The organism is Arthrobacter sp. MDT1-49-2, from assembly GCF_059090185.1.
Genome location: NZ_JBNHFK010000007.1, coordinates 38,822 through 64,561, shown reverse-complemented (window position 1 = coordinate 64,561; position 25,740 = coordinate 38,822). Strand labels below are relative to the sequence as shown.

General features: G+C 65.8%; 22 protein-coding genes. 11 read left to right on the top strand and 11 right to left on the bottom strand.

Annotation, left to right across the window (positions count from 1 at the left end; all coding sequences use genetic code 11):
* Positions 1-13: 13 nt before the first annotated feature.
* On the bottom strand, positions 14-3,625 hold the full coding sequence (gene smc / locus AC5RTS_RS10925; protein ID WP_493992061.1) for a chromosome segregation protein SMC: 3,612 nt from the start codon (positions 3,623-3,625) through the stop codon (positions 14-16).
* Between the two features lie 214 nt (positions 3,626-3,839).
* On the opposite strand from smc, the gene AC5RTS_RS10920 reads away from it, so the two are divergent.
* The 4 genes from AC5RTS_RS10920 to AC5RTS_RS10905 are packed head-to-tail and all read left to right on the top strand — an operon-like array spanning position 3,840 to position 9,385.
* Positions 3,840-4,865, top strand: coding sequence for a 3-oxoacyl-ACP synthase III (locus AC5RTS_RS10920; protein ID WP_493992060.1), 1,026 nt, complete (start codon positions 3,840-3,842; stop codon positions 4,863-4,865).
* Positions 4,859-7,552, top strand: a complete 2,694-nt coding sequence (locus AC5RTS_RS10915; RefSeq protein ID WP_493992059.1) for an alpha/beta fold hydrolase — start codon at positions 4,859-4,861, stop codon at positions 7,550-7,552. Before AC5RTS_RS10920 ends, AC5RTS_RS10915 begins: the two co-directional genes overlap by 7 nt.
* A complete protein-coding gene (locus AC5RTS_RS10910; protein ID WP_493992058.1) occupies positions 7,549-8,556 on the top strand; it encodes an NAD-dependent epimerase/dehydratase family protein in 1,008 nt (335 codons plus the stop codon). The genes AC5RTS_RS10915 and AC5RTS_RS10910 overlap by 4 nt, the downstream gene beginning before the upstream one ends.
* A gap of 1 nt (position 8,557) precedes the next feature.
* Positions 8,558-9,385 (top strand): serine hydrolase domain-containing protein, encoded by an 828-nt coding sequence (locus AC5RTS_RS10905; RefSeq protein ID WP_493992057.1) that lies wholly within the window; start codon positions 8,558-8,560, stop codon positions 9,383-9,385.
* Positions 9,386-9,391: 6 nt separating this feature from the next.
* Here AC5RTS_RS10905 and AC5RTS_RS10900 read toward each other — a convergent pair whose 3' ends face one another.
* Positions 9,392-10,861, bottom strand: coding sequence for an HNH endonuclease (locus AC5RTS_RS10900; RefSeq protein WP_493992056.1), 1,470 nt, complete (start codon positions 10,859-10,861; stop codon positions 9,392-9,394).
* Between the two features lie 265 nt (positions 10,862-11,126).
* Between AC5RTS_RS10900 and AC5RTS_RS10895 the strand changes: the two genes are divergently transcribed.
* Positions 11,127-11,519 carry a VOC family protein gene (locus tag AC5RTS_RS10895; protein ID WP_493992055.1) on the top strand — a complete coding sequence of 131 codons (393 nt, stop codon included), beginning with the start codon at positions 11,127-11,129 and terminating at the stop codon, positions 11,517-11,519.
* A 3-nt stretch (positions 11,520-11,522) separates the two neighbouring features.
* On the opposite strand, the gene mutM is transcribed toward AC5RTS_RS10895, so the two are convergent.
* The 4 genes from mutM to AC5RTS_RS10875 all read right to left on the bottom strand — a co-directional run bounded on the left by mutM (position 11,523) and on the right by AC5RTS_RS10875 (position 14,083).
* Entirely contained in the window at positions 11,523-12,503 is a 981-nt protein-coding gene (gene mutM / locus AC5RTS_RS10890) for a bifunctional DNA-formamidopyrimidine glycosylase/DNA-(apurinic or apyrimidinic site) lyase (protein ID WP_493992054.1), read from the bottom strand.
* 11 nt (positions 12,504-12,514) lie between these two features.
* On the bottom strand, positions 12,515-13,222 hold the full coding sequence (gene rnc, locus AC5RTS_RS10885) for a ribonuclease III (RefSeq protein ID WP_493992053.1): 708 nt from the start codon (positions 13,220-13,222) through the stop codon (positions 12,515-12,517).
* Between the two features lie 88 nt (positions 13,223-13,310).
* Positions 13,311-13,514 (bottom strand): 50S ribosomal protein L32, encoded by a 204-nt coding sequence (rpmF, locus tag AC5RTS_RS10880; RefSeq protein WP_146364453.1) that lies wholly within the window; start codon positions 13,512-13,514, stop codon positions 13,311-13,313.
* Between the two features lie 2 nt (positions 13,515-13,516).
* Positions 13,517-14,083 carry a YceD family protein gene (locus AC5RTS_RS10875; RefSeq protein ID WP_493992200.1) on the bottom strand — a complete coding sequence of 189 codons (567 nt, stop codon included), beginning with the start codon at positions 14,081-14,083 and terminating at the stop codon, positions 13,517-13,519.
* A 227-nt stretch (positions 14,084-14,310) separates the two neighbouring features.
* Here AC5RTS_RS10875 and AC5RTS_RS10870 point away from each other — a divergent pair, with 227 nt between their 5' ends.
* The gene (locus AC5RTS_RS10870; RefSeq protein ID WP_493992052.1) at positions 14,311-14,892 is read left to right on the top strand and encodes a YdcF family protein; all 582 of its coding nucleotides are present in this window, start codon (positions 14,311-14,313) and stop codon (positions 14,890-14,892) included.
* A gap of 12 nt (positions 14,893-14,904) precedes the next feature.
* Here AC5RTS_RS10870 and coaD read toward each other — a convergent pair whose 3' ends face one another.
* Positions 14,905-15,369, bottom strand: a complete 465-nt coding sequence (gene coaD, locus AC5RTS_RS10865; protein WP_493992051.1) for a pantetheine-phosphate adenylyltransferase — start codon at positions 15,367-15,369, stop codon at positions 14,905-14,907.
* Between the two features lie 40 nt (positions 15,370-15,409).
* Here coaD and AC5RTS_RS10860 point away from each other — a divergent pair, with 40 nt between their 5' ends.
* Both AC5RTS_RS10860 and AC5RTS_RS10855 read left to right on the top strand, forming a co-directional pair.
* The gene (locus AC5RTS_RS10860) at positions 15,410-16,657 is read left to right on the top strand and encodes an aminotransferase class I/II-fold pyridoxal phosphate-dependent enzyme (protein WP_493992050.1); all 1,248 of its coding nucleotides are present in this window, start codon (positions 15,410-15,412) and stop codon (positions 16,655-16,657) included.
* Positions 16,654-17,502 carry a spermidine synthase gene (locus AC5RTS_RS10855; protein WP_493992049.1) on the top strand — a complete coding sequence of 283 codons (849 nt, stop codon included), beginning with the start codon at positions 16,654-16,656 and terminating at the stop codon, positions 17,500-17,502. Before AC5RTS_RS10860 ends, AC5RTS_RS10855 begins: the two co-directional genes overlap by 4 nt.
* On the opposite strand, the gene rsmD is transcribed toward AC5RTS_RS10855, so the two are convergent.
* From rsmD to AC5RTS_RS10840, 3 genes are read right to left on the bottom strand one after another with little or no spacing between them, the layout of a single operon-like run.
* Positions 17,499-18,146 (bottom strand): 16S rRNA (guanine(966)-N(2))-methyltransferase RsmD, encoded by a 648-nt coding sequence (rsmD, locus tag AC5RTS_RS10850; RefSeq protein ID WP_493992048.1) that lies wholly within the window; start codon positions 18,144-18,146, stop codon positions 17,499-17,501. The genes AC5RTS_RS10855 and rsmD overlap by 4 nt on opposite strands.
* Positions 18,147-18,205: 59 nt before the next feature.
* Positions 18,206-20,425 carry an ATP-dependent DNA helicase RecG gene (locus AC5RTS_RS10845; protein ID WP_493992047.1) on the bottom strand — a complete coding sequence of 740 codons (2,220 nt, stop codon included), beginning with the start codon at positions 20,423-20,425 and terminating at the stop codon, positions 18,206-18,208.
* Positions 20,415-21,428, bottom strand: coding sequence for a DAK2 domain-containing protein (locus AC5RTS_RS10840; RefSeq protein ID WP_493992199.1), 1,014 nt, complete (start codon positions 21,426-21,428; stop codon positions 20,415-20,417). Before AC5RTS_RS10840 ends, AC5RTS_RS10845 begins: the two co-directional genes overlap by 11 nt.
* Positions 21,429-21,626: 198 nt before the next feature.
* On the opposite strand from AC5RTS_RS10840, the gene AC5RTS_RS10835 reads away from it, so the two are divergent.
* From AC5RTS_RS10835 to AC5RTS_RS10825, 3 genes are all read left to right on the top strand, one after another.
* On the top strand, positions 21,627-21,923 hold the full coding sequence (locus AC5RTS_RS10835) for a hypothetical protein (protein WP_493992046.1): 297 nt from the start codon (positions 21,627-21,629) through the stop codon (positions 21,921-21,923).
* A 120-nt stretch (positions 21,924-22,043) separates the two neighbouring features.
* Positions 22,044-23,168 (top strand): non-hydrolyzing UDP-N-acetylglucosamine 2-epimerase, encoded by a 1,125-nt coding sequence (gene wecB / locus AC5RTS_RS10830; protein ID WP_493992198.1) that lies wholly within the window; start codon positions 22,044-22,046, stop codon positions 23,166-23,168.
* 36 nt (positions 23,169-23,204) lie between these two features.
* A complete protein-coding gene (locus AC5RTS_RS10825) occupies positions 23,205-24,266 on the top strand; it encodes an XcbB/CpsF family capsular polysaccharide biosynthesis protein (RefSeq protein WP_493992045.1) in 1,062 nt (353 codons plus the stop codon).
* 486 nt (positions 24,267-24,752) lie between these two features.
* On the opposite strand, the gene AC5RTS_RS10820 is transcribed toward AC5RTS_RS10825, so the two are convergent.
* Positions 24,753-25,718 carry a hypothetical protein gene (locus tag AC5RTS_RS10820; protein WP_493992044.1) on the bottom strand — a complete coding sequence of 322 codons (966 nt, stop codon included), beginning with the start codon at positions 25,716-25,718 and terminating at the stop codon, positions 24,753-24,755.
* Positions 25,719-25,740 lie beyond the last annotated feature (22 nt).

Here is a 25,740-nt window from a genome sequence, read left to right as displayed (position 1 = left end):
GCCGGTCCCGGGGTCAGCTGCCGGTCCCGCGTTCGATCCGCTGGCTGATGACGGTCGAAACGCCGTCGCCGCGCATCGTCACGCCGTAGAGGGCGTCCGCCACCTCCATGGTGCGTTTCTGGTGCGTGATGACAATCAGCTGGCTGGATTCACGCAGCTCCTCGAAGATGCCGATGAGCCGGCCGAGGTTCGTATCATCGAGCGCCGCCTCCACTTCGTCCATGACGTAGAACGGTGAGGGCCTGGCCTTGAAGATGGCCACCAGCAGCGCCACTGCGGTCAGCGACCTCTCTCCCCCGGACAGCAGCGAAAGCCGCTTGATCTTTTTGCCGGCCGGCCGCGCCTGCACTTCGATGCCGGTGGTCAGCATGTTCTCCGGTTCGGTGAGCACCAGGCGGCCCTCGCCGCCCGGGAACAGCCGCGCAAACACGTGTTCAAACTGTTCGGCGGTGTCGCGGTAGGCGGCCGTGAAGACTTCCTCCACCCGGCGGTCGACGTCCGCAATGATGTCCAGCAGGTCCCGGCGGGTGGCTTTCAGATCCTCCAGCTGGGTGGAGAGGAACTGGTGGCGTTCCTCCAACGCGGCGAATTCCTCCAGGGCGAGCGGGTTGACCTTGCCCAGGGCGGCCAGGTCCCGCTGCGCCCGTTTCAGCCGCTTTTCCTGTTCGGCCCGCACATAGGGGACGCCCTGCATGAGTGGATTGCCGTCCTCGTCCACCGGGATGTGCAGTGCCGCCCATTTGTCCGCTCCGGCGCCTTCGGCTTCCGCCGGCACCGGGACCGGCTGGTCGGGGCCGAAATGGGCCAGCAGGTGCTCGGCGGTGACGCCCAGCTCTTCCAGTGCGCGGGCTTCCAGTGCCTCGATCCGCAGGGCGTGCTGGGCACGGTTGAGTTCATCCCGGTGCACGGAGTCGGTGAGCCCGGCAAGCTCGGCTGCGGCTTCAACGTTGGCTGCGCGCACGGACGAGAGTTCGGCGTCGCGCGCGGCTCGGGTCGCCTCGGCGCGGTCCCTTTCCTCCGCCGCGAGCGACAACGAGTGCTGCAGGCGGGCCAGCACAGTCTCGGCCGCGGCGGCCACGGCTTCAGCCCGGGCCTGCTGCCGGGCACGGTGCCGGGCGCGTTCAGCTGCTGCCGCCCTTGCCCGCTGTTCTGCCGCTGCCGCCCGTTCCAGCGATTCTGCCCGCCCGGACACTGCCTTCAGCTGCTCCTCCGCTGACCGCAGCGCCAGCCGGGCATCCATTTCCGCCCGGCGGGCCGAGGCCGCCCGCAGCGCCAGCGCGTCGCGCTCGGCGGCGGACGGTTCCGCGTCGGGCAGCTGTTCCTGCCCGGCGGCGGCAAGCCTGCCGGACACCGTTGCCAGGTGCTCTTCCGCGTCCGCCACATTTGCCTCCGCAGTGGCCACCAGCGCGGCAAGGCGTTCGGCTTCGCCCGTGGCGGCCCTGACCGCGGAGGCCAGTGTGCCAAGGCGCTCGGCAACGGCGGCCAGCCGGGCATCGGACTCGTGCAGTGCGGACAGCGCTGCTTTGCTGCGGGCCCGGCAGGCGTCGACCCGGGCTTCCGCCTCGGCCATGCCTGCACCGGCCTGCTCCGCCCGGCTCCGCGCAGCGGCCAGCCGGGCATCGGTCTCCTCCACCGCGGCCTGGATCTCGATGAGCCCCGGCGCCGAGGCTGATCCGCCGCGGGCGCTGAAGGCGGTCAGCACGTCCCCTTCCGGGGTCACGGCGGTGGCGGCCGGCCGGGCGGTGACCAGTGCCACGGCATCATCCAGGGTTTCCACCGCCACCGTATCCGCCAACAGCACGTTCAGTGCTGCCTGCATCCTGGGGTCGGCGCTGATCAGGGACAGGACCGGCATTGCCCCGGGCGCCAGGGCGGGAGTGTCCGCGGCGGGCGGGTTCCCCTGCCCGGCCGGAAGCCCGCCCAGCAGCAGCTCGACCTGCCCGCCGCCGGTGTCCTTGAGGTGGCGCAGCGCCCGGGCAGCAGCGTCCAGATCTTCCACGGCCAGGGCATCCGCCGAAGCACCCAGGGCCGCCGCGACCGCCCGCTCGTACCCGGGCTTGACGCTGATCAGGTCCGCCAGCGGCGCCAGGAGACCCGCCACTTCGGCCTCGCGCAGCGCCCCGCTGCCGTCGCGGCGATCCAGCCCGACGGCGAGTGCCTCCCGGCGCGCCGCCAGTGTCTCCATCTCGCGCACCGCTTCATTCCGGGTGCCCGCCAGCTGTTCCAACGTTGCCCGGGCGGCGTCCAGCTCTGCTTGGGCCGCCTCGTACCCGGCGTCCAGGTCCGCTTCACCGGCTTCGGCGCCGGCGGCGGAAGCCTCCAGCTGCTCAAACTCCGCCTGTGCTGCTGCCCGGCGTTCCCCGGTCGCCGTGATCGATGCCTGCAGCCGCTCCAGTTCGGCCTGTGCGGAGGCCAGCCGGGAGCGGGCCGCCTCCTCCTGCCCGGACAGCCGGGCCAGTCCCTCGCGGCGGTCCGCCGCAGCACGGAGCACGGCAGCGAAGCGTTTCTCCTCGGCAGCGGCCTCTTCCTCGGCGTCCTCGCGGATTTCCACGGCGTCCTCCAGCCGTGCCTGCCGGTCGCGGATGTCCGCTTCGAGTGCCGCCGCGTCCGCCCGTACCCGCTCCGCGGAGGCCAGCAGCTGTTCCGGGTCCCGGCCGGAACCGGCTGCGGGCTCTTCGGTCCCCAGCAGCCGGGCACGTTCAGCCGCGAGCGCGCCGAGCGAGCGGAACCGTTCCTGCAGCGAAGACAGCTCATACCAGGTCTCCCGGGCGGCGTTCAGCGCCGGAGCTGCCTGGGCGGCCAGCGCCTCCAGCTCCGACTGCCGCAGCCGGCCGGCGGCTACGGCCTCCTCGACCTGCGCCCGCCGTGCCTTGAGCGCCGCTTCATCTGCGGCCTCTTTTTCGTAGGATGCCTTCAAGGTGGCCAGATCATCAGCGAGCAGGCGTGAGCGGGCGTCGCGGACATCCTGCTGCACGGTCTTGGCACGGCGCGCCACGGCCGCCTGTTTGCCCAGCGGGCCGAGCTGGCGGCGCAGTTCGGCAGTCAGGTCCGCCACCCGCGCCAGGTTGGCCTGCATGGCCTCGAGCTTGCGCAGCGTTTTTTCCTTGCGCCGGCGGTGTTTGAGGATGCCGGCGGCCTCCTCGATAAACCCGCGGCGTTCCTCCGGCGTCGCGTGCAGCACCTTGTCCAGCTGGCCCTGCCCGACGATGACATGCATCTCACGGCCCAGGCCGGAGTCGGAGAGCAGTTCCTGGATGTCCAGCAGCCGGCAGGGGCTGCCGTTGATCGCGTACTCGGATCCGCCGGCACGGAAAAGGGTGCGCGAGATGGTGACTTCGGAGTATTCGATCGGCAGGGCGCCGTCGGCGTTGTCGATGGTCAGCGATACCTGCGCCCGGCCCAGCGCCTGCCGGCCCGAGGTGCCGGCAAAGATCACATCCTCCATCTTCCCGCCGCGCAGTGTTTTCGCGCCCTGCTCCCCCATCACCCAGGCCAGGGCATCCACTACGTTGGACTTCCCGGAACCGTTGGGGCCCACCACGGCTGTCACGCCGGGTTCAAACTCAAAGGTGGTGGCCGATGCGAAGGACTTGAAGCCTCGCATGGTCAGGGTCTTCAGATGCACTGGGGTTAATCTCTCCTGCCGGGGTTGATCTCCTAAATCTACGCGGTTAGCGTCAAAATTCCGCTCTACTCGGAGAGCGTAATCCGGCTTTTCCCTGCTGAATCACCGGGCCGGAAAGTACGCTGATAAATGAGTCATATGATTTTAGGGCGTGGATGCAGGCTTCACGGCGGCCGCCAGCGCGATAGATACATCATCAGACAAGGCAGGCATTTTGACCGGGAACTTCAACTTCCAGCACTCCAACTCGGCCATCCTCAGCGTTAACAGCGTTGAAGCTCCGGTGGTAATGACGTCCAGTTCCTTCGACGAACGGCTTGAGCCTTCGCTGAAGCGGCTGCGGCTTTCCAAACGGCTGCTGGAACGGGTTGCCGGCGTCAGCGAGCGCCGGTGGTGGGCCCCGGGTTCCGCGTTCGACGACGGCGCGATCGAAGCGGGAGCGAAAGCGCTGGCCGAATCCGGCGTCGACGCCTCCCAGATCGGCCTGCTGATCAACACTTCGGTTACCCGCCGGAACCTCGAGCCTTCAGTAGCCGTGAAGATCCACCACGGCCTGGGGCTGCCCTCCTCGGCGATGAACTTCGACCTGGCCAACGCATGCCTCGGCTTCGTCAACGGCATCACCCTGGCCTCCAACATGATCGATTCCGGGCAGATCAACTATGCCCTGATTGTGGCCGGCGAAGATTCCCAGGGTGTGCAGGAAGCCACCTTCGAGCGGCTCAACCGTCCCGATTCCACCCGTGAGGACTACCTGCGGGAGTTCGCCACCCTCACGCTGGGCTCCGGCGCAGCGGCAGCGGTGATCGGCCGGGCGGACAAGCACCCCGGTTCGCACCGGATCCTCGGCGGCGTTTCGCGCGCCGGCACCCAGCATCACGAGCTGTGCGTAGGCGGCGTCGACGGCATGTACACGGACACCAAGGGCCTGCTGGACGGCGGGCTGGAGCTGGTGGTGGACGGCTGGAACGAGGCACAGGAGAACGGCTGGAACTGGACCGGCATGGACCGCTATGTGACCCACCAGGTGTCCAATTCCTACACCAACGCCATCATTAAGGCCGTGGACCTGGACCGCGAAAAGGTGCCGATCACCTTCCCGAACTGGGGCAATGTGGGGCCGGCGTCACTGCCGATGACCCTGGCCCAGGAATCGCGGACCCTGAGCCCCGGCGACCGGGTGCTGTGCATGGGCGTGGGCTCCGGCCTGAACACCACGATGATGGAGATCGCGTGGTAGAAGAGCTCTGGCCCGGCGTACCCCACGCCTGGTCCGCGTTTGTCCGTGTGCCCTCCACCGCCGCCGTCGACGTTCCCGGCAGCGTGCACAAGTGGCACATCCTCGATAACGGCCCCCAGCTTGCCGCCGCAGGCATCGAACCGGCGGGAACCCTGCTGTGTGTGCACGGCAACCCCACCTGGTCCTACCTTTGGCGCAGCCTGCTGGCCGCCGGGTCCACGGCGGAGAAGCCGTGGCGCGTGGTGGCCGTTGACCAGCTGGATATGGGTTTCTCCGACCGCACCGGCGTCTTCCGCCGCCTGGAGGACCGGATCACGGATCTCGGCAACCTGACGGACACCCTGGGCATCACGGGGCCGGTGGTCACCGTCGGCCATGACTGGGGAGGCGTCATTTCCCTGGGCTGGGCGCTGCGGCACCGCCGCCAGCTGGCCGGTACCATCCTGACCAACACCGCGGTCCATCCGGCCGGATTCTCCCTGCCGCCGGCCCTGAAGCTGGCGTTGCATCCTGCCGTCCACCCGTGGGGCACCCGCAGCACCGACGCCTTCATCCGCGTCACGCACTCCCTGGCACAGCCTGCCCTGAGCACCCCGGTCAAGGACGCCTTCTCCCTGCCGTACCGCAGCGCGGTCCGCCGCCAGGGCGTGGCAAACTTCGTCGCCGACATCCCCGCCGATGAAACGCACCCGAGCTGGCGTGCGCTCAACGCCGTGGCCGACGGCATCCGCCGGCTCAACGTTCCCTCGCTGGTCCTCTGGGGCCCCAAGGACCCGGTGTTCTCCGACCGGTATCTGCGTGACCTGCTCGAGCGCATGCCTGCCTCCTCGGTACACCGGTTTGAGGGCGCAAGCCACCTGCTGCCCGAAGACGTGGATATCGCCTCACCGGTTTTCAGCTGGCTGAAGAGCGCCGTGGAAGCGCCGGCGGATACCTCGCTGCGGCGCAGCGAACCGTTCCGCCCCATGCTGGCCGAACTCGACGAGCGGGCAGGCGACACGAGTGCCGCCGTCGTCGACATGGCACCCCTGGACGGCAACGGCACCGGTCCCCGCACCCTGTCCTGGGCCGGTCTTGCCGAACGGGTCAATGCCCTGGCCGCCGGCCTGGCTGCAGCCGGGGTCCGCCCCGGCACGCGGGTGAACCTGCTGGTGCCGCCGGGCATTGAACTGACCTCGCTGATCTACGCCTGCCTGCGCCTGAACGCCGTCATTGTGGTGGCCGACGCCGGGCTGGGCACCAAGGGACTCGGCCGGGCGATCAAGGGCGCCGGGCCGGCCTTCCTGATCGGTATTGACCGGGCCCTCATCGGTGCCCGGGCCTTCGGCTGGCCGGGGATCCGGATCAGCGTCGACGAGCTCTCCCCTGCCCGCAAGCGCCTGCTCGGCGTTCAGCACTCGGTGGCGGAACTGATTGCCGACGGCGCAGGCTCCGACGTTCCGTGGCACCCCGTGGATCCCGACGCCGATGCCGCCGTCCTGTTCACTTCCGGCTCCACCGGACCGGCCAAGGGCGTGGTCTACACGCACCGGCAGCTGGCCGCGATGCGCGATGCCATCCGGAACACCTATCACCTGCGCGCCGGCACGTCCCTCGTGGCCGGGTTCGCGCCGTTCGCGCTGATTGGCCCCGCCCTGGGCGCGACGTCGGTAACCCCGGACATGGATGTCACGTCCCCGCGCACCCTGACGGCGGCCGCCCTCGCCGACGCCGCCGTGGCCGTGAACGCCACCACCGTCTTCGCCTCTCCGGCCGCGCTGGCCAACGTGCTGGCCACCTCCGACGGGCTGGACGCGGTGCAGAAGAAAGCGCTGGAAAAGGTGGAGGTGCTGCTCTCTGCCGGGGCTCCCATTGCCGAACCCCTCCTTGCCCGGGTGCAGGACCTGGTTCCCAACGCCGCCCTGCATACCCCTTACGGCATGACCGAAGCCCTGCCGGTGACGGACATCAGCCTGGAAGGCATCCGTGCCGCCGGTTCCGGCAACGGCGTCTGCGTTGGAACACCGGTGTCCGGTGCGCGGGTGGCCATCGCCGAGGTGTTCCCGGACGGCTCGGTCGGCAGCGAGCCGCTGACCGCCGCGAACCGCACCGGCGAAATCCTGGTCAGCGCCCCGCACGTCAAGGACCGCTATGACCGGCTGTGGATCACCGAACGGCACAGTTCCTCGATTCCCGGCTGGCACCGTACCGGCGACGTCGGCCACCTCGACGACGACGGCCGGCTCTGGGTGGAGGGGCGTCTGGGACATATCCTCACCACCGCGGGCGGTGTCCGCACCCCGGTGGCCGGGGAACAGGCGGCGGAAACCGTCGACGGTGTAGGCCGTGTAGCCGTGGTCGGCGTCGGTCCCGCCGGGAGGCAGGTCCCCGTAGCCGTCCTGGAAACCTCTCCCCCGGTCCGCCGGGCGGGTACGGCGGATGCCGGGCTGGCCGCCGCTGTACGCTCCCGGGTCCTTGAGCTGTGCGGGTATGACCTCGCCGCGGTGCTGGTGCTTCCGGCCATGCCGACCGATATCCGGCACAACTCCAAGATCGACCGCACGGCGCTGGCAGGCTGGGCCTCTCAGCTGCTGGCCGGCGGTCCCGTGCCGAAGCTGGGCAAGCACGGGAAAGGCGGTCCTGCTGTTCCGGCTGCCGGCTCGCCTGTTCCCGGCACGGCGACTGCCTTCGAAGGGGCATCCCGATGAGCCTGGTCCCCCGCAATGTCCTGGTGACCGGTGCCAGCGGGTTGCTCGGCGGCGCAGTCGCCGATCTGCTGGCCGCCCAGGGCCACAAGGTCCGCACTTTCCAGCGCCGTCCGGGCCTGGACGGCACGGATTTCGTGGCCGGGTCCGTCTCGGATCCTGCCGCCGCGGCCCGGGCCGTCGAAGGCATGGACGCCGTGATCCATCTTGCTGCGAAGGTGTCCTTCACGGGCGACTGGCAGGAGTTCGAGGACACCAACATCTTGGGGACCCAGGTCCTCCTCAAGGCAGCCCGTGCCGCCGGGGTACGCGACGTCGTTTTCGTTTCCTCGCCCTCGGTGGCCCATTTCGGTGAACCGATTGCCGGTGCCGGAGCAGGCACGGCCGATCCGGCACGTGCCCGGGGCTTCTACGCAGCATCCAAGGCCGAGGCCGAACTGCTGGCCCTGGCCGCCAATTCGCGCGATTTCCGGGTGACGGCCATCCGGCCCCACATTGTCTGGGGTCCCGGCGATACCCAGCTGGTGGAACGGGTGATCGACCGTGCCCGGTCCGGGCGCCTGCCCCTGCTCGATGCCGGTGCCGCCCTGATTGATACCACCTACATCGATAACGCCGCCGCCGCCATTGTCCGCGGGCTTTACCGGATGGACGCAGCGCAGGGCAAGGCCCTGGTGGTGACCAACGGGCAGCCCCGCCCGGTGGGAGAGCTGATTGCCGGTATTTGTGCCGCTGCGGGCGTGAAGACGCCCGGGTGGAGTGTGCCCGGAAAAATTGCCCGAAAGGCCGGAAGCGTGATTGAGCGTGCCTGGCTGGCGGCAGGCAGGCGCGGGCTGGTCCATGACGAGCCGCCGATGACCCGCTTCCTGGCCGAACAGCTTTCCGCCTCGCACTGGTTCGACCAGAGCGAGACCCGCGCCGTCCTGGACTGGACGCCCGAGGTGTCCATCGAAGACGGTATGGCCCGGCTGGCCGGACACTACGGCGGCCGCGCCCCCAACTCCTAGGATGAGCGTTGTGAACAGCCTGCAGAAAATTGAATCCTGGCCCGTGGATAACGCTGCCGTCGCCGTTGTCGGCGCGGACGGCCAGGTGCTGGGAACCGCCGGCGACCAGGAGCGGCGCTTTCCGCTGGCATCGGTTACCAAGCTGCTGAGCGCCTACACCGTGCTCATTGCCCTGGACGAAGGTGCGCTGGAGCTGGACCAGCCGGCCGGGCCGGAAGGCTCCACCGTGCGGCACCTGCTGGCCCATTCCGGCGGCTACGATTTCGGCGACCGTACCGTCCGCTACGAGCCGGGTACCCGGCGGCTGTATTCCAACGCGGGCTTTGAAGTGCTGGGCGAAAAGCTCGAAGAAGCTACCGGCATCTCTTTTGCCGATTACATGCGTGAAGGCCTGTTGCAGCCCCTGGGAATGTCCGGCACGGCACTGGAGGGCTCCCCGGCTGCCGGCGGGGTCTCCACTGCTGCTGACCTGTCGCGGTTCGCGGCTGAGCTGCAGGCCCCGGACCTGACCGATCCGGGCCGGCTGGAGGAAGCAACCCAGGTGGTCTTCCCCGGACTCGCCGGAGTACTGCCGGGCTTTGGCCGGCAGAAGGAGAATGACTGGGGCCTGGGCTTCGAGATCCGGGACCACAAATCACCGCACTGGACCGGAGCCAACAGTTCGCCGAAGACCTTCGGGCATTTCGGTCAGTCCGGCACGTTCCTGTGGGTGGACCCGGACGCGCAGGCTGCCGCCGTCTGCCTCACGGACCGGGACTTCGGACCGTGGGCGGCAGAAGTCTGGCCTCCCTTCACAGATGCAGTGCTGGCCGAGCTCGCGGAGCGCTAGTACGCGTTAGGCAGCCCGCAGGTAATCCACGATGCAGGTCTCCAGGCTTCCGGTCTCCAGGCTTCCGTTGGAGCCGGTACCGGGCGTCTCTCCCCCTCCGGGCAGCGGCGGCGCCGTGGACTGGTAGGTATGCCCCGTCGGGGTGGTGGTTTCTACCGTGTGCGGCCCCGGTTGGTCGACCGTCCGGCTCTGCCAATCAGGTGCTTCCTTCGCCTGGTTGCATGCCTCACACAGTCCCTGTCCGTTGGCGGCACTGGTCGCGCCGCCTTCCCGGTGTGGCCGGATGTGGTCCAGATGCCTGATCGGCGCCCCGCACCACGGCATCCGGCAGGTCTGGTCCCTTGCAGCAATAAACCGTGCCAGGGATCGTGGAAACAACCGGGTGCGTGCATCCATCCCGATAAGTTGGCCGGAATCAGGCGCGGTATACAACCGTCGGATCCAGCGCTCAGCAGCCTTGTCCCGTCTGGGCTGTCCGGGCCCGTGTCGCGGGGAGTCCCCCTTCCCGCCGGCGTTGTCCACACCGGCCTTCAGGTCACCAGCGTTGTCCTCCCTGCCGGCGTTCAGGTCACCAGCGGCGCCCCGTACCAAGTCCCTCGCCCATTGAGCGGGAATCGGACCGTACCCCGGGACCAGCGCAGGCTCCGAATCCCCGTCCAGCAGGGTCCGATCTGACATCACCAACTGGACTTCCACCTTCATTTGCCCTGCCTCAGCCTCCCCGGTGATCCGTTCCACCAGGGTGTCGGCCATGATCTGTCCCCGCCCGCGGGCATCCCCCTGGGCACGGAGCCGATCTGCTTCACGCGACAAAGCAGCATAAACGCCAACACCCTGTGCCACAGGCAGGAGTCCGGTCAGGTAGGTCATGGTGTCCGGCGCAGGACGGCAGGAAACAAACCGCTCGGAGTGCGCCTTGGCCGCACGCTTCACCGCTGCCGCCGGGTCAAGCCGATACGCAGCGCCCCGCGCACGCGAAATAATTTGCCGGTCCCCCAGCCCTTCAAGCACATCCGGATCTCCGGCAACTTCTGTGTCCACGCGCTGCCGGTCCTCCAAGCTGAGGCACGCCGTCTCGCGGACGAGCAAGGTTGCCCGCCACTCGCTGATCCTTCCTTCCGTCAGCGCCTGCAGGGTGCACGGCATTTCGGAAGTCAGCACCTTCGCAAAGCCCAGCAGCCGTCCCCCGCGACTGGGCGATTCCCGCCGTGCCAGGGCTATCTGGGAAGCGACGCCACGCCCCAGCTCCTCCCGCCGGAGGCCAGCGGCTGCCTGCTTACGCCGCTGCGAGGCATCAAATGCCGCAGCAGCCCTGGCCTGCGCCGCCGATGCTGCCGCCTTCAGCTCCTCGAGTGCACGGATCCGATCAATGAGTTCGCTGTCTTCCCGTTCGCTGTCTTCCCGCTCCGCACCGGAAAAAACGTCGTTCCCGAGCGCCTCAACCCAGCCAGCCACCACTGCAGTACCGGCGGTCAAACCACCGGCCTGCCTGTGACCTGAAGAGCGACAGTATTCGAACATGTGTTCGAGTCTAAGGCCCGGACAGGAGCCGTTCCAGTGAAAAACTACCTGTTTAACCACCCGTTTTGCGCCGTCCTTTTTGTCCTGTGAATCCCGGTGGACCCCATCCGAAGAACGCCCCCGGTGCGGGCTTGGAGCACGATGGGGACGGAAGACACGATGGGCGAGGGAAGGAGTCGAACGCCGTACGCTACCGGTACACACCCGAAAGAGGTCCACCGTGAAGATCTTCGATCCGCAAGTCATCCTGTTCGTTGCCGACATCTCCCGGGCGGCACGCTTCTACGCGGCTTTCGGCTTCACTGAAGACTTCCGCGCAACAGGAGCAGACGGAGCCCCGTTCAAGATCGAGTTGTCGCTGGAAAGCTTCGAACTCGGTCTGGCTCTGCCCGGTCCGGCAGCCGAAGCCCACGGGCTCACCCCGGTCACGCTGGGGCATCGAGCATGCCTCACCCTCTGGACCGACGACGTCGCTGCCGCCTATGCCATGGCTATCGATGCCGGAGCAAAGGACCTTCAGGGCCCGCACCCGTTCCTGGACGGAAAGCTGCAGGTTGCCTTCGTGGAGGACCCCGACGGACATCCGCTCCAGTTTGTGGAACGGCAGAGCTGAAACCTACCAGCGCCCGTTCCGCGGCCGCGGCTGGCACACCGGACAGGAATAGGAGGACCGGTTCATAAACGAATCCCGGCGGATCAGGGTGTTGAGTCCCAATGCGGCGCACCGCGGGCAGGGTTCTCCTTCGCGGCCGTAGGCATTCAGCGACCGGGCAAAGTACCCGGAGGCGCCGTTGACGTTGACGTAGAGGGAATCAAAGCTGGTGCCGCCGGCGGCCAGGGCACGCGTCATGACATCCTGCACGGCTTCGACCAGCCGCAGCGCGTCTGCCCGGCGCATGGTGTCGGTGGCCCGGGCAAAGTGCATCCGTGCCGCCCAGAGGGACTCGTCCGCATAGATGTTCCCGACGCCGGAGATCAGCCCCTGGTCCAGCAGGGCCCGCTTGATGCCTGTCTTTCGGGCGCGCAGCCGGCGGTAGAACCCGTCAAAGGAAAAGGCCGGATCCAGCGGATCGCGGGCAATATGCGCCGCCTCGGAAGCCACCAGGGGTAATGCCGTCTCCGAGAGCCCGCCCGGTTCACCGTCGGGAGTGGGCACCAGGTCGGTGAGGAACACGCCGCCAAAGATCCGCTGGTCCACAAACCGCAGCTCCGCAGGCATCGGAGTGCCGGCAGCATCTGTGGCGGGGCTGAGCGTGAAGCGGACCTTGAGGTGCTTCTCATCGGGCAGGGAGGAATCCTCCATCAGCAGCTGCCCGCTCATCCCGAGGTGCGCCATCAGCGCCAGGTGCGGAACGCCGTCGTCGTGCCCGGGACCGGTGACCGAGGCGGATTCCACCAGCGGCAGCCAGAGGAACTTGCCGCGGCGTACGACGTCGGTAACCACGGCGCCTTCAAGGTTGCCGGCGAGGTCCTCGGGACCGGCGGCATGGCGCCGCACGGAACGCGGATCCAGGATCTGCACGCCGGTGATGGTGCGGCCGCGGACCCAGGATGCGAGTCCGCGGCGGACCACCTCTACTTCGGGAAGTTCAGGCACGGCCGGGGCCTTTAGGAACCGGCAGCCGCGGCGTCGGTCTTCTTGGCGTTGATCATCTTCCAGGAGGCAGCGGCAGCTTCCTGCTCGGCTTCCTTCTTGGAATGGCCGGTCCCGGTGCCGTACGGCTTGTCGCCGATATGGAGCACCGCCACGAAGCTGCGGGAGTGGTCCGGGCCGGAGCCGGTGACACGGTATTCAATGTCGCCCATTTTCCGGCTGGCGGCGATTTCCTGGATACTGGTCTTCCAGTCCGTGCCGGCGCCCAGCGCTTCGGCGTCGGACAGCAACGGACCGATCAGGCGCATCACCATCTGCCGGGCGGTTTCAATGCCGTGGTCCAAATACACGGCGCCGATCACGGCCTCCGTGGTGTCAGCCAGGATGGATGACTTATCCCGTCCGTTGGTCAGTTTTTCACCCTGGCCCAGCAGGATGTACTCCCCCAGACCCAGTTCGCGGGCAATGCCGGCGAGGGCGCGGGTACTCACGACGGCGGAGCGGCGCTTGGCGAGCTCACCTTCGGAGAGGTTCGGATTATCCCGGTAGAGCGCATCGGTTACCGAGAACCCCAGAATGGAGTCGCCCAGGAATTCCAGGCGTTCGTTCGTGGGGATGCCGCCCTGCTCATAGGCATAGGAGCGGTGCGTGAGTGCAAGACGAAGCGTCCCGGCGTCGATATCGACACCGAGACGCTTCATAAGCTCTTCAGTATTCTTCACTTTTTGGATACAACCCGAAAAGCAGTATTCACGGACCCGCCTGCAGCAGCATCCCTAAGGATGTACATCGCGGGCCCGAACACTGGTCTTAGACGTCCGCGACCTTGCGGCCCTTGTATTCAAGGAACAGCGCGGTGCCGGCGGAGTCGGTAACGACCTTGGCCTGGTGCGGCAGGCTATAGGTGACGCGGCCGTTCTCCACGGTCTTCACCAGGTTGGGCGCGGTCGCCTTCCACTGGGACCGGCGTGCACGTGTATTCGCGCGGGACATTTTCCGCTTCGGAACAGCCACGACTAACTCTCTTCTCTCTCGTCTGACTCTGTACTTGGTGCCGCAGTATCTTCTGCGGCGGTGCCGGTCAGCCCGGCGAGGGCTGCCCAGCGAGGATCCATGACTTCATGGTGGTGACCCGGATCCTCTTCAAGGCGCGCTCCGCATTCGGAGCAAAGGCCTTCGCAGTCTTCCCGGCACACCGGCTGGAACGGCATGGTAAGAACCACGGCGTCCCGCAATACCGGTTCAAGATCGATGACATCTCGCTCGATCCGGCGTTGCTCTTCTTCATCTTCTTCTTCGAAGGACTCAGCGTCCTCGTAGTAGAAGAGTTCCTGCACATCGACTTCTTGGTCGTACGCGAGTGGCTTCAGGCAGCGGCCGCATTCGCCCCTTACGGGAGCAATTACGTCGCCGGACACCAAAATCCCTTCGTGCACGGCCTCCAACCTCAGATCAAGCTCGAGGTCGGATCCTTCCGGAACGCCGATAAGCGCAACACCGAAGTCTTTCGGTGCCGGTACATGTTCATGCATGGTCCGCATCGTTCCCGGGCTGCGCCCGAGGTCCCTGACGTTGATAGCCAGGGGAGATTCCGGATTGGACCGCGAAAATTCGCTAATGAGAACTCCTGTAGAACATAGACCGACATATCATCTTAGCCTGACTTGCCGGTATCTCTCAAACTGCGGCTGACTGGCAGCCGAAGAACGCGTGCATGCACGGTGTTCCGAGACCAGTTTACCCGCCCTCGGCCGAACCGCTAACCGGCGGCCTGCGGGCCTGCCGGGGCACTGTCGCCTAGTGTTGTTACGTGCCTTCCCTCCTGCGGCTTCCGCGCCGACGCCTCCTCGTGCAGCTGACGACGGCGGCGCTGTGCGTTGGGTTCGTCTGGCTGCTGGTCGCGGTGAACCTTTTTGTGTATCCGTCCGCCGCGTCGGAGGATCCTCCCCGGGCCGACGCCGTCATCGTCCTGGCCGGTGCCAGCAGCGAGCGGCTGCCCGTGGGGCTGGAGCTGATGAGCGGGGACCATGCGCCGGTGCTGGCGCTCTCTGCCACCCATACGCCGGGGAACGCGCGGACCGACTATATCTGCACCCACAGCGTGAACCCGCGGGTGACGTGCTTTTCCCCGGAGCCCATGACCACCCGGGGTGAAGCGCGGGCGGTGGCCCGGCTGGCCAGGGACAACGGATGGGACAACATCATTGTGGTGACCTCCAGTTACCACGTCGCCCGGGCAGGCCTGAACCTGGAACAGTGCAGTTCCGCGGACATCACCCTGGTGGCGTCGCAGCCGGAGATTGGCCTGACCGACTGGATGGGCCGCTTCGTGGAGGAGACCGGCGGAATCGCGGCGGGCTTTATCCGCCCGGCCTGCGCCAACCCGGTGTAGGTCCGGCGGCCACTACTGCAGACGCTTCAGCACTACCCCGGGCACGTAGTCCGAAATGTCTCCGCCCAGCGAGGCGACTTCCTTGATCAGCGAGGAGGAGAGGTGGGTGTAGCTGCCCTCGGCCGGCAGGAACACGGTTTCGACGCCGGTGAGGTGCCGGTTCATCACGGCCATCGGCAGTTCGTACTGGTAGTCCTGGACGGACCGCAGGCCTTTCACAATGGCGTTGGCGCCGTGTTCGCGGCAGAACTCCGCCAGCAGGCCCTCCCCCATCGGAACCACCGACACGCCGCGCAGCGAGCCCAGGGTTTCCGACGCCAGCTCCAGGCGTTCTTCCGCGGAGAACCGGTACTTCTTTGCATAGTTGGTGGACACCGCCACGATCACTTCGTCAAAAAGACTCGCGGCGCGGGCAATCACCTCCACATGGCCGTTGTGGATGGGATCAAAGGAACCGGGGCATACAGCGCGTCGCATAAGTCGAATCTACCGGGTGCGGCGGGGTAATACTTGGTGGATGAGTTCTTCTCCAGCCGCGCCCCTGCTCCACTCCCGGCAGACGCCGGGCCCTGCCCCCTGGCAGCGCACCGCCGCCGGTGCCAACCTGCTGGCTCCGGACGGCAACCTGGGCGTGACCATTTTCGAGGAAATCACCGCCCTGGCCGGACGGCACGGCGCAATCAACCTCGGCCAGGGTTTCCCTGATGAGGACGGTCCCGCCGAAATGCTCGAGGCCGCCCGGGCTGCCATTGCGGGCGGCGCCAACCAGTACGCCCCGGGCCAGGGCCTTCCGGTGCTCCGCAATGCGGTGGCGGCGCATCAGGAGCGGTTCTACGGCCTGCAGATTGACCCGGACACCGAGGTCATCGCCAGCACCGGCGCCACCGAAGCCATTGCCTCCACCCTGCTGGCGCTCACCGGCCCCGGAGACGAGGTGCTGACCTTTGAGCCGTTCTACGATTCCTACGGTGCGGTGATCGGCCTCAGCGGTGCCAGGCACACCACGGTGGCTTTGGAGGCACCGCAGTTCCTGCCGGCCGACGGCGCACTGGAGGCGGCGTTCACCGACCGGACTCGGGTGGTCCTGGTCAACAATCCGCACAACCCCACCGGCACGGTGTTCCCGCGCCGGGTCCTGCAGGAGATAGTTGATCTGGCTGCCCGGCACAACGCCGTGATTGTCACCGACGAGGTCTATGAACACCTCACATTCGACACCGCGCAGCACATCCCCGTCGCCACGCTGCCGGGGGCAGCGGAGCGGACACTGACCATCTCCTCCGCCGGCAAGACCTTTTCCGTGACCGGCTGGAAGATCGGCTGGGTCACCGGGCCGGCGGCCCTGGTGGCTGCGGTGCGGACCGTCAAGACCTTCCTCAGCTACACCTCCGGCACACCGTTCCAGTCCGCCGTCGCCGTCGGGCTGGGGCTGCCGGATGAGTACTTCACCGGCGCGGCGGCCACGCTGCAGGCCAAACGCGACCTGCTCGGCTCGGGTCTGCGGGCCGCGGGCCTGGACGTGCTGCCGTCCCAGGGCACCTACTTTGTCACGGCGGATACCTCCGCCCTGGGCATCACGGACGCCACGACCCTGGCCCGCCGGCTGCCGGAACTGATCGGAGTGGCGGCCATTCCGGTGGCCGTGTTCTGCCACGACGACGGCGCGCAGCGCACCCGGTCGCTCCTGCGGTTCGCCTTCTGCAAGAAGACCGAGGTCCTGGAACTGGCATCGGAACGCCTCGCTACCCTGGGCGGCGTGCTGTGAAGGCCGCCGGGCAGGGCGGCTCCGGACGGGGTACAGCCGGGCGGGAAAGCGTCACGGCAACGCGGCTGCTGCGCGGCATCGGCGCGCATGCCGCCATCGCGGAGGACGGATTCACGCCCGGCGCCTTTGTGCTGAGCATCGGCGGAGCGGAGCAGTCCCACGTGGATCTGGCCCGGCCGGACGAAATCTTCTACGAGTACCTGCGGCGGATGGGCAACGTGCTGGACCTGGCCGCAGCACCCGGGCAGCCGCTGCGGGCACTGCATCTGGGTGCGGGCGCATTGACCCTGACCCGGTACCTGCAGGCCACGCGGCCCGGCTCCGAGCAGGTGGCCGTTGAACTTGAACGCGAATTGCTGGACTTTGTCCTGGCGCACCTTCCCCTGCCTGACGGCACCGCTCTGGAAACCGTCATCGGGGATGCCCGGGAGTCTCTGGACCGCTTTGCCGGCCGGCAGTTCGACGCCGTCGTCCTGGACATCTTTGCCGGTGCCGACGCGCCGGAACACCTGACCACGGCGGATTTCTACGCCGAACTGGCCGGGCTGCTCTCCCCCACCGGCGTGCTGCTGGTCAACGTGGGAGATGATCCGCCGCTGGCCTTCGCCCGCCGGCAGATCCGCGAACTGCAGGCCGGTCTTGCGGAAGCCGGCCGCAGCGAGGGAGGTGTCGCGGCGCTGGGCCCGGCCGACATGTTTACCGGCAGGTACCCGGGCAACATTGTGCTGGCCGCAACGCCGTTCGGGTGGCCGGAGGAATGGACCCAGCGCCTGCTGGCTGCCGGGCCGCATCCGGCGGCGGTGCTGACCGGGGAGGACCTGGACGTCTTCGCGTCAGGATCCTAGGCTCCGGGCTGCCCTGCCGGCGTGTCCTCGTCCCGGGCCGGCTCCGCCGGGGCGTCCTCATCCTGGGCGTCCTCGTCCTGGGCGGGCTCGGCAAACCAGAGCGTGGTTTCACCGTATTTCTTCTCGCTGAAGCGCTCCAGGCCCGCCGGCCACGCAGGTTCCGGCGAACGCGTGGAGCGTTCCAGCACCACCACCGCGCCCTCGGCCAGGTGGCCGGCCAGCGGCGTCAGCACGGCGTCGAGCTCATCTTCGGTGAGAGCGTAGGGCGGGTCGATGAACACCACGTCCCAGCGGACGTCCGCTGGGACCCGCATCAGATATGTCTCGGCTTTGGCCCGGTGCACATTCACGCAGGAACGGCCCAGCACCTTGTGGACCAGGTCGGCGTTGCTCCGGCAGGTTGCGGCGGCCTTGTCCGCCAGTTCCACCAGGTCCACGCTGCGGGCGCCGCGGCTGGCGCTTTCCACGCCCAGCGCCCCGGACCCGGCGAAAAGGTCCAGCACCGCTGCATCCTGCAGGATCCCGTAGGACTCGAGCCGGGAGAACAGTGCTTCCTTCACCCGGTCGGTGGTGGGACGGGTTCCGTCCCCGGGGACGCTGTACAGGGTGGTTCCGCCGGCGGCTCCGGCAATAATGCGGCTCATGCCTTCACTTTATCCGCCGTCGGACAGCCGGCCGGAACCGGACCGCGCCGGCACACGGGCTAGCCGCGCTCCAGGAACGCCTCGGCCTCGGGGTTCAGGTACGCCTCGATGGCTTCGTCCAGGGCCGGATACCCGCGAAGGTCCGGATCCTCGGCGACCAGGGCCACGGCGTCGGCACGGGCCTTTTCAATGAGGGCTTCATCCTGGACCGCACGCAGCAATTTCAGGGTGGACCGGCCGCCGGACTGGCTGGCACCGAGGATGTCGCCTTCCCGGCGCAGCTCCAGGTCCTTGCGGGAGAGTTCAAAGCCGTCGGTAGTGGCAGCCACCGCATCCAACCGTTCCCGGCTGGGGTGGCCGGGTTCCAGCTGGGTGACCAGCAGACAGGTACCGGGCAGCCCGCCCCGGCCTACCCGTCCGCGCAGCTGGTGCAGCTGGGAAATGCCGAACCGGTCAGCGTCCATGATCACCATCAGCGACGCGTTCGGCACGTCCACGCCCACCTCGATGACGGTGGTGGACACCAGCACGTCGATATCCCCGCGGTTGAACGCGGTCATGGTCTCGTGCTTGTCGGCCGGGTCCAGCCGTCCGTGCAACGGCGCAACCACCTTCCCTGCGAGCGCCGGGACGGTGGTGAGGTATTCGGTCAGCTCGGTGACGGAGGTCAGTTCCTGGCGCTGCGCCGGCTCCCGGCTGCCGCCGTCGTCGTCGAACAGCGCGACGTCGCTGCCGGGCTCATCTTCCCGGGCACCGATCTTGGGGCACACCACGTAGACCTGCCGGCCGGCGTCGATCTCTTCCCGGGCGCGGGCCCAGATCCGCTGTTCCCACTGCGGCTTCTCGGCCAGCGGAGCAACGAAGGTGGAAATGGGAGCCCGTCCGGCGGGCAGCTCGGTGAGGGTGGAGACCTCCAGGTCGCCGAAAACGGTCATGGCGACCGTCCGCGGAATGGGGGTGGCGGTCATGACCAGCAGGTGCGGGGTGCTGTGCCCCTTGGTGCGCAGCACGTCGCGCTGCTCCACCCCGAACCGGTGCTGCTCATCCACCACCACCAGGCCAAGGTCGGCGAAGCTGACGTGCTCGGACAGCAGGGCGTGCGTGCCGATGATGATGCCGGCGGCGCCGCTGGCAGCATCCAGCAGGGCGGCGCGGCGGCCGGCGGTGTTCATGGACCCGGTCAGCAGCGTCACCCGGGTGCCGTCCGGATCCCCGTCCAGCTGCCCGCCCCTGCCCAGCGGTCCCAGCATGGCGGTGATTGATTCGTAGTGCTGGGCGGCGAGGACTTCGGTGGGGGCGAGCAGGGCCGCCTGTCCCCCGGCGTCGATCACCTGGAGCATGGCGCGCAGGGCTACCAGTGTTTTACCCGACCCCACCTCGCCCTGCAGGAGGCGGTTCATCGGATGGTCCCCGGCCAATTCCGTGGACAGCTCCCGGCCGATTTCCGCCTGGCCGTTGGTGAGGGTAAACGGCAGGGACTGATCGAAGCGGTCCAGCAGGCCGCCGGGCACGGCCGGCCGGGCGGTTGCCTCTTCCTGGGCTGTCAGGGCACGACGGCGGGCCAGTGCCGTCTGCAGGACCAGCGCCTCCTGGTAGCGGAACCGGTGGCGGGCCTTGTAGGCGTCACCGACCTCTGTGGGGCGGTGGATCTGCTCATACGCCTCGGTCAGGCCAAGGAGGCGTTCCCGCTCCCGGATGGAGGCGGGAAGCGGATCGCGGAGCCGTTCGGTTTGTAGGGTGTCCAGCAGCATGGCCACGGATTTGGCGATGGTGGGGCTGGCCACCTTGGCGGAAGCCGGGTAGACGGGAATCGGCCGTTTGGCTTCCTCTTCATCCACGGCATCTTCGTCCAGCAGGACGTAGCTGGGGTTGGTCAGCTGCAGCTGCCCCTTGTAGGCGCCGACCTTGCCGGAAAACATGGCCCGGCTCCCGACGACGAGCTCCTTGGCGGCAGTGAACCCGTTGAAAAACGTCAGGTGAAGCTGGCCCAGGCTGCCGTCGGTGTCATCGGTGACCACCACTTCAACGATCATCCCCTTGCGCGCCCGCATCTGCCGGCGGTTGTTGCTCTGCACGCGGGCGATCAGGGTGACGTCTTCATCAAACGGGATCTCGGCAATGGGAGTCAGCTCGCCGCGTTCCAGATAGCGGCGCGGAAAGTGGTGGAGCAGGTCCCCCACGGTCTTCAGGCCCAGATGTTTTTCCAGTGCCTTGGCGGTGGTCTTGCCGATCCGCCGGTCCAAGGGGAAATCCAGTTCCCCGGGGAGCCTAGAGTCCATGTGCCTTGGAGGTCTCCCCTGATCCGGGGGCACCTGCGGTTTCGGCGTTCGGCGGGATGACGGGAAGTTCCCGGGTCTCGTGTCCATCGGCGGAGAGTTCGGTGATGGACAGGTTCATCGGCTCGCCCAACTGGCGCAGCAGGTCAATGGTGGCGCCGGCGTCCGGCGTGTGCACGTGGACCCGCCAGCGGTAGCCGTCCTCCACCGGGCTGACGGCACTCATGATCACCGAATCCCCCATCTCGTCCAGCTGCAGCCGCAGGGTGGCGGCATCCAGCGGGCTGAGGTTGATGGTGCACATCACTTCCACGCCCTCCATGCGGGGCATGTGCGCGTGGATGTGCGGTGCCTGGACGTCGTAGCCGTGCAGCCCGTCCAGGAGTTCTTCCTGCAGTTCCTCCCCCAGGGCCGCTGCGCGCAGGGCGTCCAGGATGAGCAGGAAGCCGACGCCGCCGGCGTCCACCACCCGTGCCTCGCTCAGGGTGTCCAGCTGGTTTTCGGTGTCCACAACGGCGGCCAGCGCGGCATCCATCATGGCGCGCAGGGTCAGGGCCAGCCCGGCATTGCTGTCATCGCCGGTGATCGCAGCTTCGCTGTCCGAGGCGGCGTGTGCGGCGGCTTCCAGCACCGAGAGCATGGTGCCGGGAACCGGGTCGCTGAGCACGGACCAGGACCGCAGCTGGGCACGCTGGAGGGCGGCGCCCAGCAGCGGTGCGGAGAGCCGGACGGCACCGGCGAGAGGCTCGGCCATGGAGGTGAGGAAGACGGAGAAGAGCGTGCCGGAGTTTCCGCGGGCGGATTCCATCGCGGCCCGGCCGGCCAGGCCCAGCAGCTCGCCAATGTCGGCGGTGTCCGCCTCGGCCGCTGCCTCCGTAGCTGCGCGGAGGGTGAGGTACAGGTTGGTGCCGGTGTCGCCGTCGGCCACCGGGAAAATGTTGATGGCGTTGAGGCGGTCGCTGTGGTTGCCAAGGGACACCTCTGCGTTGCTCAACCATCGCTTCAGCGCTTGCGCGTTGGCGGTGATCTTAGTCTGCAAAGTAATCCCGATTCCTGCTTATGCGGCCCATCTGCGCCATCCCGTCCGGTTCCCGCCGTCCTTGCCGCTAACCGTTTATGTCATTAGGAAGCCTACCGCAGGGCACTGACAGAAGCTGATAACGATTTGCCGCCGGTTCGGCCGGGAATGTGGAATGGTTGACCCATGCCCCAGAAGCACTATCCGGACATTGCCGCTGCCCGGCACATGCGCGAGCCCTCCCCCAGGACCGCTGTCCCCGAGCCGAGCAGTCCGCCCAGCGCCACCGCCTCTCCCGCGCCCGAGAGGCGCGTCGACGGTACGAAACGGCGGTCCTCCGGGAAGTCTTCCGTCGTGACCCGACCCGTCAAGGAGCCAAAGGATAAGGCGTACCGCCGCAAACGGTTCATTGCGGTTATGGTCAGCACCGCGGTGTGCATATCGGTGCCCGCCCTGATTGTCCTGCTGGTCCTCTTTGGCTAATACTCACCCGGTTCAAGCCGCGCCGCGGGTAGGGCAGCGAAAAATATAATCACCAAGTTGGCCACTCTCGGCTAGACTGACCACGATTATCAGTTAAAGGGAAGTGTCGTGGGGGAAATCATGCCGGTTATTATGCCTATTTACGGGACCCGGCCCGAGGCCATAAAGATGGCCCCCATCATCGCCGAGCTCCAGGCATCCAGCACCTTCGACTGCTTTGTCACCGTTACCGGCCAACACCGCTCCATGCTGGACCAGGTGAACGCGCTCTTTGGCATCAGCCCGGATCATGACCTCAATATCTTTGAGCCGGGCCAGTCCCTCAACGACATCCTTGTCCGCACGATTAGCGGACTAGACAAGCTTTTCGCCGTCAACCGGCCGGACGCTGTACTGGTGCAGGGCGACACCACCACGTCCACGGCCGCTGCCCTGGCAGCGTTCAACCACGGCATTCCGGTGGTGCATGTGGAGGCGGGCCTGCGCAGCGGCAATCCGCATTCCCCGTTCCCGGAAGAGGGCAACCGGAAGATCACTTCCCAGATAGCCAGCCTGCACCTGGCGCCGACCGAAACCAGCCGGGCGAACCTGCTGGCCGAAAACATTAGCCCGGAAACCATTGTCGTCACGGGCAATACGGTCATCGATGCCCTGCTGGCCACGGTGAAGAAACAAATTCCCTTCGCAGACCCGGCATTGGAAACCCTGGTGGCCTCCGGCCGGCGGATCCTGCTGGTAACGACCCACCGGCGCGAAAACCAGGGCGACGCCATGAACGGGATCGGCCGTGCCCTGGCCCGCATCGCTGCTGCGGAGCCAGATTTGACGATCGTTTTTCCTGCCCACGCCAATCCAGCGGTCCGAGAAGCAGTCCTGCCGCCGCTGGAAGGCCTGCCGAACGTGCTCGTCACCGAGCCGCTCGAATACGGCGAATTCACCCGGCTACTATCGCTCGCCCACATTGTCCTCAGCGATTCCGGCGGAGTCCAGGAAGAGGCCCCGAGTCTGGGCACCCCGGTCCTGGTGATGCGGGACAACACCGAGCGCCCCGAGGCTGTTGAGGCGGGCGTCGTGAAGCTTATTGGGACGAATGAGGACCGGATTGTGGCTGAGGTGAACCGCTTAATGCACGACGCTGAGTCTTACCGATCCATGTCCGAACCAGTGAACCCGTACGGGGACGGGACATCCGCCACACGAAGCACAGCGGCAATAAAGTACTTGCTATCTCCCCAAACTATCTAAGACTAAATTCCTTTACTACCTTGAATGTGAGCATCTTTGTCTGACGCAGTTCTCTCTATTGCCCGGGACCAGTCTGTCACCGACCTCGACAATTTGTTAAAGCGTGACAACTGCCCCGTCCGTTTTATCCATGTCGATCACGGCGATAAAGATAGCGACGTTGATACAAACCTTGTAAAACTCGCTCGTCAAAATTCTGAAGATCGAGAGCTGATTGCGACGCTGACGAACAACGGGTATTACACGTACATGACCAAGGACAATGCCACACGGTTCGTGAGCGAAAAGTCCTTGGGAACCCTCTGGGGAGCCCTTGCATCCAAGACGTTTCATCGTTCGCCCGAAGGTATCGTTTACTCCTTCTCTAACGCTGTCGCTACAGATCAGCCGAAGCGCCTCCTGGTCATGTTTTCCTCCATCAGTGGAAACATAAATACTCCCAGCTTGATGAGGTACTTCGAGCAAAACTTCAAGTCCATTCAAAAATTTATACCTACCGACACAGCGGTTCTTAGGATTGCAGATCTAGGCGGAGTAGTTGGGGCTTTCTACCTCAACACCACACATCTTCTACAGAACGTTGAGAACATTCAGAAACTTATACGCGATGTTCGAAAGAAACATGGGATCGGACATGACTCGGTAGTCTTGTACGGAGCCTCGAAAGGTGGCACTGGTTCACTCTTCCACGCGGTGAAAGGGCATTATCGATGCGTAGCTGTAGATCCGATCGTCGACGGCGAGCATTATGTAATGCGATGGAATGACGCACACTTCACTGGAAACGGCATCTTCCCCGAAGATAAAAAAGAAGTATTTACCCAGATGGTTCAGGATATGGGGTCACTTCCGGAACCGGCAAAGTCCTCTCCTACGCGGTGGAGCGTAATTTGCTCCGACCGATCCCCGCAATATTCCTACATATCGCGTACCCTAATAGACCCCGCGAGTTCTCGTATGTCCTTCTTCAATTCAAGGAATCCGCAGATCAAGGACCACCCAGACGTGAGCCGAATGACGCTAAACATGGCCACGACACTGCTCAACCTCCACCTCTATGCCCTTCCGGTTACTGCGGGTCTATACCCGATCGACTAGACAGCTTAAAAGGATCTCATCCACAAGGCCAACGCAAAAGATTGCGCCCGGAGATTGGTGCTGCTTGCCCACCGCGATCTGGACAACAACATTCGGCTTGCGCGACACGCCCGAACTAGTCTCTAGATGTCCTATACAAGGCCACCAGAGAGGAGGGCTTGGCACGCTTCAACAGCTTCGTCACGGCCCGCGCCTGCCCATCCTGCCACGGCACACGACTCACCCCGCCGCCACCGGCACCCAGGTAGCGTGGCCTCAACCTGGCCGAAGACACCCCCAAAACCCTGGACCAAGCACTCGCCTGGGTACCGGAGATCCCGGATGCCCTACCGGGGGTAACCAGACAGATCGGGGAAGAGTAGTCGGAATCCCGGATTTGGGATTCCGACTACTCCTCACGGTGCGGCAGCTTTGTCAGCCATGGATACCCTAGCCACAGCCCTTCAACTGTCAATGCATTGCCCGCTGAAGGCGACCCACGCCCTGCTACTTTGCGTGATAAGCGGCTAGAACAGTTGTATACATCCCTATGGTCTCCAATGCAGATGGAGCCTGAGGGCGAACGAACTCACTATAACCCGGAACGGTTTTTGCGTACTGATGCCAGATATCCCGATAAATATAAACGGCGGTCCGGCCATGCTTGACATATCCATCCAGGTACCGGTAATCCGGATCTTTCCACGGCTTATTGTGCGTGAGGTAATGGATATTTTTTAACAACGGCAGACCCGCTGCATCCAGGTCGGGCAACAATGTTATGCGCTGATTATAGGCGGCTGGTAGCTCGTCAATTCCCCCGCTATGGTATGCCACAATGGCAAGGGCAACTTGTTCCGCATTCAACACTGTCGCTCCCTCCGCCTGTATCGTTAGGTATGCATACCTAAAGAAACCGAACGTACCAGCGTCCACGTACCTTTCGATGTTGATTGCGACAACGCCCGCGTTGTAATACGGGATAATCGCGCTGTCATTGGTTACAGGAACCTGCAACTCAGCGAGTGAGTTCCTCGGAACTCCGACCCGTAGTAGATCAACATTAAACTGCAGTGCAGACACCGCCGCGCACTTAGGAAGGAGATCTGCTAACTCGTACTTACCGACGCAAAGGATGTCGTAGTCTACCTTTAACGCGTCCTTGTACCCTTGATCGCGCAACCAATATGGGAAAAGCCAGTTATTGAAAACCTGATTCGGCCACCGCTGCTCCTTCATGGCATCTAGATCGTCTACAGTTCCGTAGGTGGCCAAGACAGCGATATCCACAAAGTGTATGTCGTGATCCGAGAGAACGTCTCGCATGTTTTGAGTCAGGTCCTGACCATCGAAACACATATAGTAGTCGAATGGATTATCGGCATTATTGTCCTGGATACTGCGAAAAGCTACCAGGCCCGGAAAGAATATCCCGGAGTCTCCAACCATATAGACAGCGATGTTTTCAGACATAAAAGGTGTCGTTTCTCTAGAG

Bases quoted from the DNA above. Each gene is read 5' to 3' on its own strand.
- AC5RTS_RS10910 (WP_493992058.1), top strand. From the start codon at position 7,549: ATGAGCCTGGTCCCCCGCAATGTCCTGGTGACCGGTGCCAGCGGGTTG.
- AC5RTS_RS10905 (WP_493992057.1), top strand. From the start codon at position 8,558: ATGAGCGTTGTGAACAGCCTGCAGAAAATTGAATCCTGGCCCGTGGAT.
- coaD (WP_493992051.1), bottom strand. From the start codon at position 15,369: ATGCGACGCGCTGTATGCCCCGGTTCCTTTGATCCCATCCACAACGGC.
- AC5RTS_RS10860 (WP_493992050.1), top strand. From the start codon at position 15,410: ATGAGTTCTTCTCCAGCCGCGCCCCTGCTCCACTCCCGGCAGACGCCG.
- rsmD (WP_493992048.1), bottom strand. From the start codon at position 18,146: ATGAGCCGCATTATTGCCGGAGCCGCCGGCGGAACCACCCTGTACAGC.
- AC5RTS_RS10845 (WP_493992047.1), bottom strand. From the start codon at position 20,425: ATGGACTCTAGGCTCCCCGGGGAACTGGATTTCCCCTTGGACCGGCGG.
- AC5RTS_RS10835 (WP_493992046.1), top strand. From the start codon at position 21,627: ATGCCCCAGAAGCACTATCCGGACATTGCCGCTGCCCGGCACATGCGC.
- wecB (WP_493992198.1), top strand. From the start codon at position 22,044: ATGCCGGTTATTATGCCTATTTACGGGACCCGGCCCGAGGCCATAAAG.
- AC5RTS_RS10820 (WP_493992044.1), bottom strand. From the start codon at position 25,718: ATGTCTGAAAACATCGCTGTCTATATGGTTGGAGACTCCGGGATATTC.